The sequence below is a fragment of the Butyrivibrio sp. Su6 genome, assembly GCF_900108105.1.
Lineage (GTDB): Bacteria > Bacillota > Clostridia > Lachnospirales > Lachnospiraceae > Butyrivibrio.
The window spans coordinates 21335-41090 of record NZ_FNUR01000010.1 but is presented as its reverse complement, the minus strand read 5'-3'; the positions used below and the strand labels follow the sequence as shown (position 1 = coordinate 41090).

Annotated in this window: 13 protein-coding genes; 1 reads left to right on the top strand and 12 read right to left on the bottom strand. The window is 40.2% G+C overall.

Features of this window, described 5'->3' with window-relative positions:
• From atpD to C4S54_RS11215, 8 genes are all read right to left on the bottom strand, one after another.
• Positions 1-1392: a F0F1 ATP synthase subunit beta gene (gene atpD, locus C4S54_RS11250; protein ID WP_103869623.1), complete on the bottom strand. Its 1392-nt coding sequence runs from the start codon at positions 1390-1392 to the stop codon at positions 1-3.
• On the bottom strand, positions 1389-2312 hold the full coding sequence (atpG, locus tag C4S54_RS11245; protein ID WP_103869622.1) for an ATP synthase F1 subunit gamma: 924 nt from the start codon (positions 2310-2312) through the stop codon (positions 1389-1391). Before atpG ends, atpD begins: the two co-directional genes overlap by 4 nt.
• The gene (gene atpA, locus C4S54_RS11240) at positions 2299-4092 is read right to left on the bottom strand and encodes a F0F1 ATP synthase subunit alpha (protein ID WP_242973796.1); all 1794 of its coding nucleotides are present in this window, start codon (positions 4090-4092) and stop codon (positions 2299-2301) included. The genes atpG and atpA overlap by 14 nt, the downstream gene beginning before the upstream one ends.
• On the bottom strand, positions 4085-4576 hold the full coding sequence (locus tag C4S54_RS11235; RefSeq protein WP_103869620.1) for an ATP synthase F0 subunit B: 492 nt from the start codon (positions 4574-4576) through the stop codon (positions 4085-4087). Before C4S54_RS11235 ends, atpA begins: the two co-directional genes overlap by 8 nt.
• Positions 4577-4612: 36 nt before the next feature.
• A complete protein-coding gene (gene atpE / locus C4S54_RS11230; protein WP_022776188.1) occupies positions 4613-4831 on the bottom strand; it encodes an ATP synthase F0 subunit C in 219 nt (72 codons plus the stop codon).
• 26 nt (positions 4832-4857) lie between these two features.
• Complete coding sequence (locus tag C4S54_RS11225; protein WP_022776186.1) at positions 4858-5541, bottom strand: F0F1 ATP synthase subunit A; 684 nt, start codon at positions 5539-5541, stop codon at positions 4858-4860.
• A gap of 130 nt (positions 5542-5671) precedes the next feature.
• Positions 5672-9352: a hypothetical protein gene (locus C4S54_RS11220; protein WP_103869619.1), complete on the bottom strand. Its 3681-nt coding sequence runs from the start codon at positions 9350-9352 to the stop codon at positions 5672-5674.
• Between the two features lies 1 nt (position 9353).
• Positions 9354-11846, bottom strand: a complete 2493-nt coding sequence (locus tag C4S54_RS11215) for an efflux RND transporter permease subunit (protein WP_103869618.1) — start codon at positions 11844-11846, stop codon at positions 9354-9356.
• Between the two features lie 173 nt (positions 11847-12019).
• Between C4S54_RS11215 and C4S54_RS11210 the strand changes: the two genes are divergently transcribed.
• Positions 12020-13387: a cellulose binding domain-containing protein gene (locus C4S54_RS11210; protein ID WP_103869617.1), complete on the top strand. Its 1368-nt coding sequence runs from the start codon at positions 12020-12022 to the stop codon at positions 13385-13387.
• A 108-nt stretch (positions 13388-13495) separates the two neighbouring features.
• Here the strand turns inward: C4S54_RS11210 and C4S54_RS11205 are convergent, their stop codons facing one another.
• The 4 genes from C4S54_RS11205 to C4S54_RS11190 form a co-directional block, all read right to left on the bottom strand.
• The gene (locus C4S54_RS11205; RefSeq protein ID WP_103869616.1) at positions 13496-13744 is read right to left on the bottom strand and encodes a hypothetical protein; all 249 of its coding nucleotides are present in this window, start codon (positions 13742-13744) and stop codon (positions 13496-13498) included.
• Between the two features lie 12 nt (positions 13745-13756).
• Positions 13757-15451, bottom strand: coding sequence for a M56 family metallopeptidase (locus tag C4S54_RS11200; protein ID WP_103869615.1), 1695 nt, complete (start codon positions 15449-15451; stop codon positions 13757-13759).
• A gap of 34 nt (positions 15452-15485) precedes the next feature.
• Positions 15486-15839, bottom strand: a complete 354-nt coding sequence (locus C4S54_RS11195) for a BlaI/MecI/CopY family transcriptional regulator (RefSeq protein ID WP_103869614.1) — start codon at positions 15837-15839, stop codon at positions 15486-15488.
• 182 nt (positions 15840-16021) lie between these two features.
• Complete coding sequence (locus C4S54_RS11190; protein ID WP_103869613.1) at positions 16022-19696, bottom strand: hypothetical protein; 3675 nt, start codon at positions 19694-19696, stop codon at positions 16022-16024.
• Positions 19697-19756: the final 60 nt, after the last annotated feature.

The window sequence follows — 19756 nt, the reverse complement described above, 5'->3', positions numbered from 1 at the left end:
TCATGCCTCGATCTGTTTTGCTTTTTCAACAACTTCATCAATAGATCCAACATTAAAGAATGCTGCTTCCGGATACTTATCCATATCGCCTTCTATAATAGCTCTAAATCCCTTTATTGTCTCTGCCAAAGGCACAAACTTACCCTTTAATCCTGTAAACTGCTCTGCCACATGGAATGGCTGTGAAAGGAATCTCTGTATCTTACGTGCTCTGTAAACTGTAATCTTATCCTCATCACTAAGCTCTTCCATTCCGAGGATAGCGATAATATCCTGAAGCTCTTTGTACTTCTGAAGTATTTCCTGCACTCTGAGAGCCGTTTCGTAATGCTCTCTTCCTACAATATCTTCTTCAAGGATACGGCTTGAAGATTCAAGAGGATCAACAGCCGGATAGATACCCTGTTCAACAATCTTACGAGAAAGAACTGTTGTGGCATCCAAATGTGCGAATGTTGTTGCAGGTGCCGGGTCTGTAAGGTCATCTGCAGGAACATATACAGCCTGAACAGATGTAACAGAACCAAATCTTGTTGATGTGATCCTCTCCTGAAGAGAACCCAGATCAGTAGCAAGAGTTGGCTGATAACCTACCGCTGAAGGCATTCTTCCAAGTAGTGAAGAAACCTCAGATCCTGCCTGAACAAATCTAAAAATATTATCAATGAATAAAAGCACGTCCTGATGACCTACATCTCTGAAATACTCAGCCATTGTAAGTCCAGTCTCAGCTACTCTCATACGAGCTCCCGGCGGCTCATTCATCTGTCCAAACACAAGGGCAGTCTTTTCAATAACGCCAGACTCACTCATTTCTGACCAAAGATCATTACCCTCTCTAGAACGCTCTCCAACTCCGGTGAAAATGGAATATCCACCGTGCTCTGTAGCGATATTCTGGATAAGTTCCTGAATAAGAACGGTCTTTCCTACACCGGCTCCACCAAACAGACCTATCTTTCCGCCCTTAGCATATGGCGCAAGAAGATCAATAACTTTTATTCCCGTCTCAAGAATCTCTACTACCGGACTCTGATCAACAAGCTTTGGCGGATCTCTGTGAATCTGCCATTTTTCAGGAGTTTCAAGCTCTTCCTTGTGATCGATTGTCTCTCCAAGTACATTGAAAAGTCGTCCAAGGACCTTATCTCCAACAGGAACACTTATTGGACCACCTGTACAGTATACAGGCATATCCTTACATAGTCCCTCACTAGGAGAAAGCATGATACAACGGACTGTATCCTCTCCTATGTGCTGTGAAACCTCCATGACACGTTTTTTGTCTTCTACATAAACCTCGAGAGCATCACTGATATATGGAAGATCACTGTCTTCAAATTTTACATCCACTACAGGCCCCATGACCTGCAAAATCTTACCGTTTTTCAAGATTTGCTCCTTTTTTTCTTTGCTTCTTTGCTCTGTTTAAGAGCCTTGGCGCCACTGACAACCTCTGTTATTTCCTGAGTTATCAGTGCCTGCCTTTGTCTGTTATAGGTGCGTTTGAGATTACTTATCATCTTCTCAGCATTCTTATTTGCTGAATCCATAGCCATCATTCTGGCGCTTTGAACTGAACAAAAGGCTTCAACAAGCGCTCCATATATAAATCCGGTAATATAATTTGGAACAATATTGTCCAAAATTGCCGACGGACTTGGATCCATTAGGAATTCTTCCCGCATTACTCCCGGTGGGAGCGGCTGCTTTCTGATATCTGTAATGATATCAAGAGGAAGCAATTTCTCAAATCTGGTCTCACATACATTGCCCTGAACGGTAGTGTAGACCACATAGATCTCATCAAGCTTTCTCTCATAATAGTAATCAAGGATCTCTGCCGCAATCTTTCTGGCTCTGTGAAGAGTAGGATTCTGGGAAGTGAACATAAAGGATTCCTCTATATTCATATTCTTGGATGCAAAATGGAACCTTCCAACTTCACCAATAACAAAGAGCTTCCATTTGTCACCATCAGTCAGAATATGCTCTTCGGCAAGCTTCAGAACATTGTGGTTATAGGCACCGGCAAGTCCCTTGTCATCTGTAAAAATGATATATCCCCTTCTTCTTTCTTTTTCAGGGATATCCTGCCAGGTCTCCAGAAAGATATTTTCAACTCCCTCCGGGAGATGCCTTACTACTCTGGAGATCATTGCCCTCGTAGCAAAAAAGAATGGTTCTGTATCTTCAAGCATCTTTTTTGCTTTTCGAAGCTTGGTCGACGAGATCAGGTACATAGCATTTGTAATTTTCCGGGTATCATTTACCGAATCAATTCGGTCCCTTATTTCCTTAATTGTTGCCATGAGCTATCTCTATTTCTTCCTTAAGCTGTTTGTTTTCAACATCATTAAACGCATCAACACTATCAAGAATTCTCTTTTTAAGCTGGTCCGAAAGTTCTCCGCTCTTTTCAAGTTCTTCACAGATATCACCCTGCTCAGTATTGAAATAGTTAAGGAGTTTTTCTTTATAGTCCCTTACCTGCTTAACAGGTACCATATCAAGCCTTCCGGCATTGGCTGCCACAAGGATGATAACCTGCTCATGCATCTTAAGAGGATGCTCAAGAGGCTGTTTTAAGAGTTCCATAAGAACGCTTCCATGACGTAGCTGATTCTTGGTAGTTTCATCAAGGTCTGAACTAAACTGTGTGAACACAGCCATTTCCCTGTACTGTGCAAGGTCCACTCTTATACTTCCGGCAGATTTCTTCATTGCCTTAGTCTGAGCAGCACTACCTACACGGGAAACAGAAAGTCCTACATTTACAGCAGGTCTCATACCCTCAAAGAAAAGATCGCTTTCAAGGAATATCTGTCCATCAGTAATTGAGATAACATTGGTAGGAATATAGGCAGAAACGTCGCCTCCAAGTGTCTCAATTATTGGAAGTGCTGTGATAGAACCGCCACCAAGTTCTGATGAAAGCTTACATGATCTCTCCAAAAGTCTTGAATGCAAGTAGAATACATCTCCAGGATAAGCTTCTCTTCCGGGTGATCTCTCAAGAAGAAGAGAAAGTGCTCTGTATGCTACCGCATGCTTGGAAAGATCATCATATACGATCAGTACATCCTTTCCATCATGTAAAAAGAACTCTGCCATAGCCGTTCCTGAATAAGGAGCGATATACTGAAGTGGTGCCATATCAGAAGCTGTTGAACTCACTACTATTGTATAGTCCATTGCCCCTGTCTTTTTAAGGGTCTGAACAAGTTTGGCAACAGTAGATGCCTTCTGACCTATAGCCACATATATACAAATTACATCTTTGCCCTTCTGGTTTATGATCGCATCAAGAGCTATAGAAGTTTTACCGGTCTGTCTGTCGCCGATGATCAGCTCTCTCTGTCCTCTTCCTATCGGGAACATGGTATCTATAGACAAAATACCTGTTTCCATGGGCTCGTTTACTGACTGTCTCTCAACAATACCAGGTGCAGGCTGCTCCACAGGTCTGTACTCGGTTTCTTTTATTTCACCAAGTCCATCAACAGGAGATCCAAGTGCATCAACAACTCTTCCAATAAAAGCCTCACCAACAGGTATTCCGGCTTCCTTGTAGGTTCTGACAGCTCTTGTACCCTGTCTTATTCCTGTGTCGTTACCAAAGAGGATACAACCGATATGGTCACTTCTGATATCCTGTGCCATTCCTCTTGTACCATCTTCAAACTCAATGATTTCGCCATAAAATGCATGCTCAATACCATCTACATTGGCGATGCCATCACCAACCCAGGTAACTGTTCCTACTTCCCTGTCCTCGACCTGAAGCTTAAAGTCCACGACCTTATTTCCAAGCATGGATATGATCCTGCCTGTATCGTGTTCTTCAGTTTTCTTGCTAAGGTTATTAAGTTCTGCGCGGAGCTGCTTTGCTCTGCCGGCATCAGACCAGTCGTATTCAAAGTTCTTGCAGGATACAACAAAGCCGCCTCCTATAGAAGGATCCTCTATTGTCTCAACTTCGATTACTGCGTCATCGAACTTCTTTTCAAGAATTTTCTTGATCTTTTCAATCTGCTCTGAACTTGGAGGAGTACTTGCATAGCGCAGTTTTGCTTTTAAAGTTTCACTCATTATTTGCTCCAGCTTCACTTATAAATTTCTCATACAGTTCCATATCATCTTCTTTGCTGTGTTTTGTCGCAGCAATTTTAGAAGCGGCATCCACAACCATATCAGTGAGCTGAGCTGCATAAGCTTCTTTTGCACGCTCGTTCTCAACTTCTGCGTTGTGTCTCGCTTCAACTATGATCTGCTCACCTTTTTTCTTGGCTTCACTTACGATCTTTTCATACTCGTCATAGCCCTGCTTCTTGATGTCTGCAAGAATCTGCTCTTTTTCTTCATCAGCCATCTCGATTTTCTTTTCATACTCTCTCTTGGTGGCAATAGCAGACTTTGTGGCCTCATCAGCAGCTTTGGTGGCAGTATCCACTTCTTCTCTTCTCTGCATCAGAACCTTGTCCACTCTCCCAAAAAGAAATTTCCTGAACAAGAAATACAGAATGAGAAGATTAAATATAGTACATGCTATGTTTACAATACTGGTTGTTAACACTTTGTATCCCCTTTACACGTCTAGAATTATCTTCTCTTATGAGAAAAGAATGATCATGATAGCTACTACGAAACCATAAATAGCTGTTGCCTCTGCAAGAGCGCAACCGAGAAGTAAAAGTTTCATGATCTTGCCATCTGCTTCAGGCTGACGGGCAACAGCATCCGTTGCCTTTGAGGTAGCAAGACCGATACCAAGACCTGCTCCAATTCCTGTAAATGCGGCAATGCCTGCTCCAATCGCTGTTAAACTCATTATAATTCCTCCTTTTTGTGTAAATATTATTCCACTGCTTCTTTAATATAGAGTGATGTCAAAAATGCAAAAACATAAGCCTGTATACATCCATCGAATATATCGAAGTACAAGCTAAGTAGTGCCGGGAAGATAACCGGTACTACGAACTTGATAAGTTCCATGATTACTGTAGCACCCAAGATGTTACCAAAAAGTCGCATACACAGAGAAAGCGGCCTGATAAGGAGCTCTAAAACATTCATCGGTGTTATTACCGGCATAGGCTCCGCAAATCCTTTAAGCCACTTCTTGGGACCTTTCTTGCGAAGACCTGCTGCCTCTACAAGCACAATGCTCATAACCGACAAAGCTATGGTCACTGTAAGATCCATAGTGGGAGGTGTAAGGCCAAAAAGTCCGACCATATTGGAGCATGCAATAAAGATAAGCACTGTCGCAATATAATCTACGTACCTCTCTCCTTCTTCGCCAAGCATTCCCTTAACTGCACCTCTTATCCAAAGAACAAAGGCCTCAACTGCCGCCTGCCTCTTGGAAATATTATGCACTTTAAGATTACTTGTCATGATCAGAATAAAAATAAAGACAAAACCTATAATCACCCACGAAAGGACAACAGATTTATATATATCAAAAAATCCATTGCCAAAAGGGAAGTGAATTAAAGTTTTGTCTTCCATAAGGATTTCATTAAGTAATTCCTTCATAATTTTATACCCCAGTAATTCTTTTTTTAGTTAGCCCCGTTTAATCCTCCATTGCAACAAACCCCCAAGCTATCTATAATTATAGAAACTGCTTGGGGATTGTGCAACCCTTTTATTGATTGTTTATATTTTAATCATTTTTGTTTATTTTTTCGTCCTCTTTATTGATTTTTTCATTGCTGTCATCATAGAATATCTGTTCTTTATTTTCTATTTTCTGAGAAATCTTGACTCCGATCTTATTAAGTATTCCCGGAAGCTTTCCGCCATGTCTTACTACAAATACTATTATCAGCACAATTATCAGGAGTATTCCAACTAAGATTCCGACAATTCCAAGTACAACCAGATATACCGTTTTTTCGGCGCCATTGAACTTTATATCAAGGGTAATACTATTGCCTTCTATCTCGTAGATATTGTAATTGCCCAGTTTTCCCTTTTTCTCAAGAAGCGTTTGCTCCTCACCCTTAACCAGATATACATCATAATCTTTAAAGCTCTTTGCAAGATCTACAAGAGGTTTGATCCTTACATCATGGATATTTGCCCCATCATCAGGAATCTCAACAGCAATAGTCTCATACTTTACCAGATCTTTTATATTGGCAACCTTTTCAAAATTGTTATCATCGTAGTACAAGGTGTGAGTTACAGTCAGCGTATCATTTTCTTTGAATTGTCCATCCACTAAAACTTCTGCCTGATAAAAGCCGTCTTCATCACCTGATGTATCCTCAGAGATCGTTGTCCTGTACTTCACATAAGATGCTGTAACAATTTCATCAGTCTTTATGCTGTCTATGCAGTCCTGGTCCCATGAAACATAATAGCCTTCTTTTGGCTCTATCTCAGGATAGTCATTAAGACTCATGCTCTCGCCAAAGCGCTTGCTGACTTTTTTCACCAGCTTTTTACCGCCATCTATATTTTCATCCTCAAGGATAAAAGAGATAGTAAGATTTTTAAAATCATATGGCAGATCAGCCGCATTATAGCTAACAGGTTCCGCCTTTAGCGACTGGCTTGTCCTGTCTATTCCAGCAAGGTCATCGCTGATAAACGTGTTGTTCCTCACAACTCCATCGTCGCCCACATGACCGGAAACCGCACCATAAAAGCTCTCAGCGTCCTCTATTTTTACCAAAGCCAGACAATCGCTAACATTCTGCCCCTCACCGGTTATTCCGCCAACGTAGGACTCCCCTGACAGAATTCCCATGGAATTTGAACTGACCACGTAGGACAAAGAACTGCCGCATACTCCGCCTGTATACTGACCTGAATTAGACTTTAGATTCCCAAGATTGGTGCATTTAAGAACTGTACCCATCTCCTGAAGTCCGCAGATTCCACCAACATAGTTCTTTTCACCTGTTACATCGCTATAGTTCTTGTTATTTCGCAGAACGCACTTTGTCAGATACGAGCTGTTAAGTCTGGAATCTTTGATGCCTGTCGCATCGCTTTCCTTGTCGAAATCGTACTCAATCGCCATAGTTCCGGCAATACCTGCAGTATCGATATCACCTTCTACAGAACCATAGTTTATGCACCAGTCTATGGTTGCATCAGTACAATTCTCAGCTTCGTCAAAAGAAATATCTTCATAATTTGATGTATAATCAGCCTCCAGCACTCCATCAACCGCATCGGAGAACAAAAGCATAATAGTATTGAACTGGTCGTTCATTTCCTGCAGGTCATCTACTATAACTCCTGTAGCATTATTCATCTCCGAATTAAGAAGACCAAAGTTATCATTCATCCCCTGCATATTATCAACAAAGGATGTTGTTCGTGCTCTGTATTCACTGCTAAACTGAGGAAGAGCTATACTATCCCTTCCGGCTATATTACTTATTATAGCCTTAGTATCAAAACCGGCCTCCTTTAGATGGTCTGTAGCCTGTTCAAAAGAGTTCACGGCCTTAACTGCATCTTCCCTTGTGGCATCAGTCATCTTCGAAGTTGCATCAGCTGCTATGGCAGCAACCGTTGCACTGGAGGTCGTAAGATCATCGATATAGGCATCCTCGCCTTTTTCTCCCGTTACAGGACTCTGATAATTTCTCCTTGCATATCTGTCTGCCTCCCCTGCAGCATCTTCCATAGCAGCCTGGTTGAGAGCCTGATCCGCTTCATACCTTGGATCTGCACTATCGCTTACCGGGAATAATGCGCCATCTGTACTGTGCTTCCATGTACCGTCTCTCGCATCTTTTTCAAGCTCCGTACCATCACTTGAAACATATACAAGATCCTCTGTTTCATCTGATCTGTGGATTTTTACATATTCATTGTATTCCTCATAATATTTCGCCTCATACAGCGATTCATATTGACTTGAAAGTCCTTCAAGTACATCCAAAGCATTGTTATACTGCTCTTTTTGGTTATCATCCATGTACAGTTCAAGATCCAAGTCTTTTACCGTATCCTTAAGGCTCCCGGCAGAACTGTGAAGATCTTCTGCTGCATAGGTTGCCTGATCAAGCGCGCCATCTTTCTTGGAGGATTCATCAAGAACATAATCGACCCTTGAAAAAGCTTCAGTAGCTGCTCCTGACACACCATTTGCAAAGTCGATGGTTCCCTGGGCAATATACTTTACGTCTTTTATGGCTCCATCTGTGAACTGCTGAATTGCAGATAATCTGTTAGATATAGTATTGGACTGATTCCTGGTATCATTTAAAGTCACAGTGACTATATCATGGAGCTTTCCTATAGCTTCGGAGAGCTGGTATGCGATATCAGAACTTAAATCAACAGTGACATAAGGCTCTGCCTGTCCGACAATTCCGCCCACGTCTTTTCTTCCAAGTATATCGCCGTTATTGGTGCAGTAATATAAATACCCTGACTGTCTTCCTGCAATTCCTCCCACATTGTAACCAACATGTTCATATCCCACATCGCCAATATTGATACTTCTTCCAATTATACCTATAGAAAGACCTGCAATTCCTCCAATGTCAGATGCAGTAACATCTGCGTTGGCATCCTCTGCAGTGTTGTTAATATTCTTTACAAGTGATATCACTTTGTTGAGGGTGCTCATTGAATCTATTGTGATCTGAGTGTCTTCGTTGGTTGTATTTACCAACGCCTCATTGGTGCAGCCATAAATATTGCCCATGTTCTCACCGGCAATACCACCCACATAGTGAACACCATGGATAAATCCCTTTGAAGTGCACCCTTTGATATCGCCTGACAGCTGGTTGATTCCGGCAATTGCTCCTATATAGTCATTGGCCGTTATGACGCCCTCAAAATCACAATTCTTAATAAGTCCGCTGTTATCTGATACAATTCCTCCAATTATGATATTTTCACCGCTTGGCAGAATTGAAGCTTTGACCTTAAGATCACTTATGCTTCCTGTTTTTTGAAGGGTTACAAAAAGTCCCACATGAGAGATGTCTTTTCCAATCGTAAAATCACTTATTGTATGGCCATTTCCCAGAAATTCTCCAGCAAAAGTCGGAACACCTTCAAAGTTTGTTCCCAAAAGTGAAATATCTGCATTTAAGGAAACTCTTTTATTCACAGACCAGGTATCAAGTTTACAGTTCTCGGCAAACTGCAGGAAATCTTCAACAGAGTTTATACTTATCTCCTCTATTTCCTCTGATATTTCAGCCTCTATATCTTCCTTGATGTCCTCATCTACATCTACTTCATTCTCAATAGCTCTTTCCTGGGTACCTGTCTTAACAATTTCTCCTTCTGTTGCAAGTGCTGAAAGCGGCATAGCAAAAGCAATAGTTATTCCAAGAAGGAGTGCACATAATCTCTTTTTCATATTAGTTTTCCTCCCCTTCTGAATAATAGAAATCGCTTTCCTTAGCACTTGTATCATATGGCTCTTCGTCCATCATGGTCACATCTCCGTTTTCTATAAAGGCACTTACATTGCCTTTGACAACCGCGTGGATGACACCTGTGACATTACCGTCTATATGACCTCTTATTGCACCATCAATCCTCATAGTTCCTGATCTTTGTTTGGTGGAAAGAGGAACATTCATGACAAAGGCTGTAAGCTCAATTACCTTATCTCCCACAAGAAGTATCTGCGGAAGCACAAACATTGTAATAAGAATAGAGATAATTGTTCCTCGTCCAAGACACTTACCAATTCCATAGATTGCGCAGTCTGATGTCATCTTACCAATAAGGGTTCCCGCAACAGCAAGCATGGTACCTGATGTAATGATAGTAGGGAATGAAAGATTCATTGTATCGATAATGGCATCTCTTTTACCCATGGTCTGTCTGAGCTCTGTGTATCTGCCTGCGATAACGATAGCGTAGTCGATGTTGGCACCCATCTGGATAGAACTAACGATCAGGTATCCAAGGAAGAACAAATTGTCATGCTCTATGGCAGGTACTGAGAAGTTGATCCAGATACACCCCTGAATAACTGCAATAAGGAGAACAGGCATACCTGCTGATTTGAAGGTGAAAAGAAGCACCACCAAAACCGCAAGTATTGATATGACACTAGTGACCATATTGTCCCTTGAAAAGCACTTCTTTAGGTCATACTGGCTGACAGACTCACCAACAACATATATCTTATCCTCGTCGTAATATTTTTCAGCGTAGGTATGCATTTTATCAAGAAAAGCAAAGGTCTCATCAGATTCCTGTGGAAGATTCAGATAAACAAGTATTCTTGAGTAGTCTTCTCCCTGAAGCTGCTTTTTTGCGAACTCCATCATCCTGTTGGCATTTTCAAGTTTTTCCATCAGCTCGTCGCTCAATGTCACATAGCCTTCTTCTACTTCCCTGTAAACAAACATAAACATGTCAATAAGGGGAACCTTATAATTGGCAAGACCATTGACAACCTTGGCGTAGTCCTCATCATTAACCGCATAGGCCGTGTATATGAGTTCTGCTATCTCATAATCGATATTTAAAAGCTCTGAAAACTGTCTTGGTGTGAGCTTTTCAGTAAGCGTGTATCCATTTAAGGCCTCAGTGTTGGCAAGGCCTGTTATAGATGAAACATTCTCATCATCCAACAGATCTTCGATCAGCTGCTTTTCTGTATCGTAATCTCCTGACGGAAATACCAGAGCTACCATATTGTCTGACCTGAAGTTATCATCCTGCATGTTCTGGGCTGCCTGAACTTCGTTGATAAGCGGCGGCGTGATCTTTGTATAGCCATATACATAAGGTGTTCCTGAAGAGATTCTGTTGGCGATTATGATCACAACTACAAAAGCCGGTGCTATTACATACCTTGTGGCATAGGCAAACTTACCGACAAATGGAATCTGTGGAATGAAATTCTTGTGCTTTGTCTTTTCCATAAGACCCGAAAATACCATGATAATTCCCGGCATAAGAAGGAATACAGACAAAAGGCTTAAGATAATAGCCTTTATAAGAACGATTCCCATATCTTTTCCTATTCCAAACTGCATAAACAGCATGGCAATAAGACCGCCGATCGTAGTCAGTGAACTTCCTGATATCTCAGGAATAGACTTGGAAAGGGCGATTATACATGCTTCTCTTGAAGGAAGCTCAGCATGTTCCTCTTTATATCTGTTAAGGAAAATAACAGCATAGTCTACAGACAAAGCCAGCTGCAGAACTATAGTCACAGAATTGGACACGAAAGAAATTGTCCCAAGAAGGAAGTTTGTTCCCATCTGCACCAAAGCAGCACTTCCAAAGGTAAGGAGAAGTATCGGAACCTCTGCATATGCCTGAGACGTAAGAAGTAATACTCCAACCACTACAAAGACAACGATCACTGAGATTACATCCATCTCTTTTGCAATAAGCTCAGACTGAGTATCTCCAAGAGTAGTTGAAAGATAGTAATCATATTTAGTAAAGTAATTTTTTACCTCATCAAGAAGTTCAAGGCACTTTTCATCTTTTTCATCATAATCAAAGGTTATATTAAAAAGAGCTGAGCCATTATTATAGTGTTTGTCAGTATCATCGAGCTCTGCTGAAAATACACCATCCATGTCCTCAAGGTCTTTTTGAATCATAAGTGCCTGATCATAAGAAACATTGGCAACCATGACTTTAGTCGAGCCATATGTGGTAAACTGCTCTGCCATCAGATCAAGTCCAAGCCTTGTCTCAGACGTTCCCGGCAAATATTCTGACAGTTGGTTTTCTACCCCAACCCATCCTCTTGATACAACTGCGAAAATACACAGAATCGCATAAATAAGAAAGAAAAGATTGCGCTTATCAACTATGAAAGCGCAGATTTTGAGCATAAAACTATTACTGGTTTTCTCCCCGCCGTTTTCCATATTGTCCCCCTGAATATATATGCTGCATCTACGCTATATTGTACACCCTATTTATTTTATTAACAATTTTCTGGTTGTTTTTGCATATAAAAGCATCATATCTGAATTGATATGCTTAGGCGAATTTTCATAGAATTAGTGTTATAAAAATATAATATTTTGGGGGTATTTCAATGAAAAAAAGTTTTGTTACAAGAATTCTTGCCTATTCTATGGCAGGCTTCTTAAGTGTGGCATCATCTGTAAGCTCTGCATCTTTCATTTCTTATGCAGAAGAAGATACAGAAGTTGTTACCAAATCTTTCACCTTAACAGATCTTGTATGTAACACAACCTTAACATCGCAGGCAGCCAGTCTTGGAAGTTCAAGCAACGTTTCTTTTGACATCCAAAGTGATGAAGTGACATATGTCACTGATCTTGCTCCTGTTTTTCCAGGATACCATCTTGAAAGGGCAGATTACAAAAAGGGTTATTCAAACTATACAGGCATCGACTATTTCTTCCTAAAACCTTATACAGTAAAGGCAACAGGCGAGACTGCATATTCAGTTTATATCCACTACACAGGTTCTGCTGGAACAAGTAATCTTTCAACAAGTGCTGCTCACACAAATGGAACTCATCTCTTCTGCCACTACGCCCTTAATAACTACAAGGTAAGCTATCTTGCAGACGACGATGTGACAAATGTTCCGGTTGATGAGAACATTTATACAATAGAAAACAGTTCCTGCATCACTGTTTCATCAGAAGTTCCTGTGAAGGAAGGCTATAACTTTGATGGTTGGGTACTGGAGGGAACAGAAAACCTGTATCAACCAGGTGATACTATTTCTCTTTCAGACCTTACAGCCGAAGAAGTAAACTTCCTGGCAAGCTTTTCTGAGATTGAAGCTCCTAAGGCAAATATTGAAGTAAGCTCTGAAGTTGTAACAGGCTGGAATGATCAGGTTCAGCTCAATGTAACAGTCACAAACCTCTCCGACGTTACTGCAAAGAACTGGAAAATAGCTTTTGATTTTGACGGAAATATCGATCAGATTTGGAACGCAGAAGTTGTTTCTTCTGAAAATGGCAGCTACGTGATTTCTCATCCATCATGGAAAACAGATCTTGCTGCAGGTGAAAGCTACACCTTTGGACTTATTGCCACAAAGAATTCAGAAGAAGACCTTTCAATAAATGAATCAACACTTGTATCAAAAGAAGAATCTGTTGATCTTGAAAATGTCAACGTATCTTTGTCCAAACAGGCATGGAGCTATGGATACAATGGAGAAATAAAGATTGAAAACAACTCTGATTCATCTCTTGATGGATGGACACTGGAATTTGACTTTGCAGATGAGATCACAAACATCTGGAATGCAACTATCGTAAGCCACGAAGGTAACCACTATGTTATCGAAAACGCCGGTCACAACGGAAGCATTGCTCCCTCATCAAGCGTTTCCTTTGGATTTTCTGCTACTCCTGCAGATGGAGCTGAATTCTCAGAAGCAGACCTTGAAAATATATCTATAACTGTGATCAGATAATGCAATAAGAATACGTATAAAGATTTGAGGCTGCCATAAGTGATTGAGCGTATCACTATCTATGGCAGCCTCTATGGTTTATTTCTTATTTAAGAGAGAGCAATAATATTAAGACACATCCTGCACCGCTTCAGGGAGCTGGGCAAGCAGTGAATTGATTGGAATTGGTCTGTAATCAATTCCTAATACTTCCATGGTATTTTCATCTATAAACATATCGTATGTCATCCACTCTGTTGCAAATGTAACTTCATATAAGCCAGTCTGATATGTTACGTATACATTTAACATATCACCTTCTGATATACCTATCTCTCTGGCTGCTGCACAGACAGCCATTTTTCTTTTTTCAGACATAATAGCCTCCTGTTATCTTCCAAACAAGCTACTAATACTGTCAATTGTACTAAATGCAGTATTAATGACTTCTTCAACATCTCCTGATTCATCTAACACTTCTTCTACAGCTTCATTTACATTTTCGTTTACGGCTTCATTTACTACATCATTCACAACTTCGTTTATCGCTTCATCTACTACATCATTAGTCACTTCATTTACTATTTCAGTTACTACTTCCGGTGCAACATTTTTCACTGTTTCATTAACTATGGTGTTTGCAGTTCCTAACGTATTATCAACAGTTTCGAGAGTCTTTGAAACATCTGCTTCCACATGAATGTTTTCATTATTGTTCTTAACTTCAACGTTTGCTGTACTACCGCTGACATTCACGCTTACCGAGTCATTTGCTTCACTTACATGTACAGTAGTCTCAGTCTTCTTTACATCTACAAGTGTCTGTTCGCTTTCATGCTCCTTTGCTTTTACTACTGTCTCATTTCCTGCTACATATGGAAGATTAGTTATTTCTTTTTTGGTTGAATCTGTATATGGAAGGTTCACAAGTCCATCGCTTGATGTTTTGACCTCAATATCCCCATCTGTAAAAATGACGCTATGAACAGGTTCTTTTACCTTAACCGATTCAGAACTGTTATCTGTTTTCTTTTCAGTTTTATCGGCATTGTCTTTCAGAGTTTGCAAAGTGTATGGCCCTATCACAACTTTATCAGCCGCCCTGGTAAAAGAGCATGTTAAAAGAGTACTTGTAACTATGAAAAGAACCAGAATCAGATAGAACGATGGCTTTTTATAGTTAAGAATCTGTCTTACTCTTGTGGCTACTCCCACTTCACCAAATGCAATAGGATATACTGTTACAAGCCTTTTCCTGGTGCTGCATAAAAGAAGTGAATTGGCATAGGATTTCTTCTGCCTTGCAGACATATTGCTGATGACCATCTCATCACATGCAAGCTCAATATCTCTGCAAAAAAGAATATATGACAGCCATACAAGTGGATTGAACCAGTGAATAGCCACGATCAGATATCCTAATTGCTTCCTGATATGGTCATATCTCTTAATATGCACAAGCTCATGGGCAAGAACATTTTCAATTGTCTTATGGTCAAGGCCTGAAGGCAGATAAACTATCGGACGAAACATTCCAAAAATAAAAGGTGTATCAATTTCATCGCACACAAACACTCTTTCGCTTGAGCTAAAACGAATGGATATTCTGGTCTTTAGATATATCCTGACGTAGCTAAACACTGCATAGCCAAGAACCGCAGCCACTCCGATAAGCCATATAACAAGGATTCCTACGAAAAACTTATTATTTATATAACTTCTCACTGATGTATCCTGAGTATCTGCAAAAGCCAGTTCAGCATCTTTAGTGTCTGCAAAAGAAATATCACCAGCATAGACATCAGCCATTATTCCAACAGATCCGAGAACCTCTGTGTCCACCGCCTTTTCTGAAGTTGATCCCTTGGAAAAAGCCGAATTAACAATCTTCCCAAAGTCAGGCATAAAGCCAATATCTGACTGAATCTGAAGTGGAACCAGTAATCTTAATGCTACCACTGCCCATAAAACACCCATGAACCATTTCGGTGCTTTCTTAAGCGGTATTCTGATCAGTGACACTGCTATCATGAGAAGAATAGACGCCATACTCATCTCAATGACTTTTATAAAGATTAACCCCATACACTTACCCTCTGCCTATATAAAAGCGTAGCTACTACTTGATCTTATCTATAATGTTCCTTATTTCAGCTATATCTTTTTTTGAAAGCTTCTGATGTGATGTGAAGGCTGCCAAAAATGCCGGAAGCGAACCTCCAAAAGCCTCTTCGACAAACTCCTCACTCTTTTGTGAATAAAAATCTTCCTTGGATATTTTTGATGTGACTACTCCGTCAATGTTTTGGAACAATCCCTTCTCACATAATTTCTTAAGCACTGTATAAGTTGTAGATTTCTTCCATTCAAACTTTTCTGAGCAAAGCTTAACCAGATCACCTGAACCAATCGGTTCATTCTCCCATATAAGCTCCGCAAATTTCATCTGAACTTCCCCAAATTCTACGGCCATATCCTTCCGCCTTTCATTGGTCTATTTATTATAGACTTTATAATGTTAGTTTATAGTGAGTAGACCAATTTGTCAAGATGATATTTCGTTATTATTATAACGTGATTATCTCTTGTCCTGCTCCCAGATAAACCGCGAAAAGGACGAGCCTTTCGACTCGTCCTTTTCTATGTGTATACAAATTATTTATCGAAGCTGTCTTTGTTATTGGCCTTTACCTTGATGTTCTTTCTTCTTGCATACTCTTCTACTGAGATTCCAGCAGCTGCTGCGAGTATAGCAACAATCCACCATGGGAATGATGCCTGTTTTTCAGCCGGAGCTGCTGCCTTTGCTGACTCTTCATCAACAATTGTTACAGCCTCACCCTGAGCCGTCTTTTCTTCAGTATTCTTTGTCTCTGACTCTGCTACAACAGCTTCTTTATCTGATTCTGAAGCCGTATTATCAGCTACTGCCTCATTTGTTTCTACTGCCTTGTTCTCTGACTTTGAAGCTTTGTTATCAGAAGTCTTATTTACTTCTTTCTTTGTGTCAGTTACTACCTTAGTAGTTGTCTTGGCTGTATCAGAAGTAGTTGCAACTCTCTTTAATCCAAGAACCTGCGCGCCATCAGCTACAACTGGAGCAACTGCAGTTTCAGTGTTATCATCATTTGTTTCTGAATCTGCAGAAGCTTCTGTTGAAAGTGTAATAACAACAGGAGATGTATTTGATGCACCTTCATTCTGCTTTGCAGCTTCTTCTGCTCTCTTTGCTGCCTCAATTCTGGCAATTGTAGCATCAAGATTCTTTTTAGCCAAACCAAGCTTATCATCTATCTCATTTTTTCTGGAAACAGCTTTATCATAGTCTGTCTTTGCCTGATCATAAGCTTTATTTATCTCAGCTATTTTGTCAGAAACCTCATCAATTCTTATAACTGAGCCATTAACGATTACGACATTTCCAATACCCTCAAGTGCATTCTTAAGCTCATTAAGTCTGCTTGAAGCTTTTGTTACAGCAATATTTGCTTTCTCAGCAGTTGCAGAAATTTCAGTATATTCAGTCAAAGCTTTTGAATAATCTTCGCTCGCTTTCTTGGCAGTGTTGGCGATTTTTCTTGCTTCTTCTGCATTCTCCTTTGCGTCTTTAGCAGTTTTCTTAGCAGCTTCTGATACTTTTTCAAGATTTTCTGCTGTAGCCTTTGCATTGGTAGCTGTTATCTGTGCGCTGTCAGCTTCACTTCTAAGCTCTTTTGCTGCTTCCTGAGCCTTATCATATTTTGCTTTTGCTTCAGCTGCATTTTTCTTAAGCCTCTCAGCTGTTTTGCGGGCATTCTGCGCTGTTAAAGATTCACTTTCTGCGTTCTCTATAAGTTCCTTGGCAGCTCTGCTGGACTTATCAGCATTTGTGCGAGCTGTTTCAGCCTTGATTTTTAGTTCAGAGGCAGTCTTCTCTGCATTTGACGCTGTTATATTTTTTTCTGATGCTGTCTTTGCAAGCTCATCAGCTGTTTTCTGTGCTGCTTTTGCTTTAGTTTCAGCCTCTGTAACGGCATTTTCAAGAGCATCTGCTGTAGTCTTCGCATTATCTGCTGTTGTCTTTGCTGCATTAGCTGTGTTCTGAAGTTTTGTTGCAGTTTTCTGTGCATTACCAGCCTCTGAATTTTTAGCTGAATATTCGTCTGCTTTAGAACCAGCTATATTTGTATTATCTATAGCCGTAGCAAGTTTTTCTGCTGCTGTTTTCTTGTCTTTCATAGTCTTAAGAGAAGACTCCAAACCAGAAACTTCCTCTTTGGCTTTGTTTACTATTTCTGAAGCATCTTCACCTGCTTGTATTGATGCTGCTTCTTCATTTTGTAAATTATCGTACTTAGTCTTCAATTCACTAACTTTTTTCGCTTTGTCTTCTTTATCAGTTTTTGCCCTGTTATAATTAGCCCATTCGTCGGCGTTACTTTGGAATATTTCTTTTATTATTCTTTCAGTCTCATACTTTATACCAAATATTTTTTCATATGTCCTCTCTTTTTCATATACTGATATATAATCAGCTCCCGTAGAAAAATTAAAGTACTTAGTTTCCCCATTAACCTTTGCTTCTATAAAATGCGCTTGTGGTCCAGCATAATTAAAAAAATCCTGCTTAATAAAGTATATATCGCCAAGATTATTGACAGCATAATAATACTCAATTATTCGTTTAGCAATTTCAGCATTATTATCAACATCCCAATTTACCTCTGCATTGTATATATATTCTGCACATTCTCGCATTTTAGCATTGTACATTTTATCAAAAGTTTCTGATGCATTAGTTGAAGCAGCATAGGCATCATTATATGCTTTTTTTGCTTTATCAACTCTTTTCTGAGCTTCGTTTCCAGCTTTAATTTTTTGTGACACTTCAGAGTTTTCATCCTGGAGTTCCTTTAAGGCGCCGGATTTTCTTTTCAGTACAGCTTCAGCTTCGCTGATACTGATATCCTGTGTCAGCCCTTCATATTCTTTTTGTGCTGCTGCAGCATCGCTATTTAGTTTTTCAGCTGTTACTATTTCGCCCTCTGCATATCCTGCAGCAATAAGGCTCGCCTTTGCTGTTTTTTCAGCCTCTTCTGCATCTGCTTTTGCCTTAGCTGCGATATCTGCTAATTCATTTGCTCTGTTCTGCGCATTAGTTGCAGTTGTCTGGGCCGTAGTCGCTTCGTCCAGTAAAGCCTTTGCTGTTTCTGCTGCTTTGTCTGCGCCATTTCTGGCAGATTCTGCTTTGCCTTTCAGTTCATCAGCTGTTGCCTGTGCGTTATTTGCTGTAGTCTGCGCTGCGTTTGCTTCTTCTCTTAAATCCATAGCTGCACTGTTACTTTTGCCTGAAGCTTCTTCCGCATTTCTTGCCTGCTCTTCAAGTTCATCTGCTGTTTTTTTAGCATTATCAGCTGTAGTCTGCGCCAAAGCTGCTTCCATTTCAAGGTCAGATGCAGTTTCATTTGCACTGTCTGCATTTTCTTTTGCTTTATCTGACTTTATCTTAAGCTCATCAGCAGTTTTTTGAGCTCTATCTGCTGTAGCATCAGCTTCTTTTGCAGTTTCCTGTAAGTTCTCAGCTGCCTCTTTTGCTATCTCCGCATTTTTTGCAGCTTTTTCTGATGCTTCTTTTGCTTCAGCAGCTGCCTTTTCTGCATTTGTTGCAGCTTCATTTTTTCCTTCTAAATCCGCTGCTCCCGCCTTATCAGCTTCTTCTTTTGCATCATTTAAATCTGAAAGTTTCTGGTTTGCCTTATTTGCAAGCTCAGCTGCCTTAGCCTGGGCATTTGCAAGATCTTCTGAAGCTTTTTTAACGTCTGCTTCTGCATCATTAAGTGCTGTCTCATATGCTGATTTTGCCTGGTCAAGCTGATTCATGGCATTTTCAAAGCTTTCTTCTGCTTTATTGTAATTATCCATTGCTGCATTAACTGCTTCACCGGCTTCTGCAGCATTCTTTTCAGCCTCCTCGTATCCCTTCTGTGCATCATCAGAAGAAATAGCATTACTGATTTTCTCACTTGACTTATCAATTTTATCAGTAGCTTCATTCACTACTTTATCTATTTCTTCTGCAGCTTCCTGAGCTTTATCTGTTTCTTCCTGCGCGTTAGCTATTGCTCTATTAAGCTCAGTATTTGTTTCTTTAACGTTATTTATGTCATCTACAAAGTTGTCGTCCAAATTTTCAGTAGTATCATTTTCATTTGTTGTTTTGCTGCCAGTTGCAGGATCATTTACAACTCCATCATCTGCAGCAAAAGCTGTAACAGGCTGCATAGCCATGCTTGCGCTGATTCCGATTGCAAGTGCCTTGATAAGCTGTTTGTCCAATGTGTTCTTTTTCATTTCAATACCTCACAAAATATAATTCATATACACAAGTGGACATTCTACAAGATGACCTAT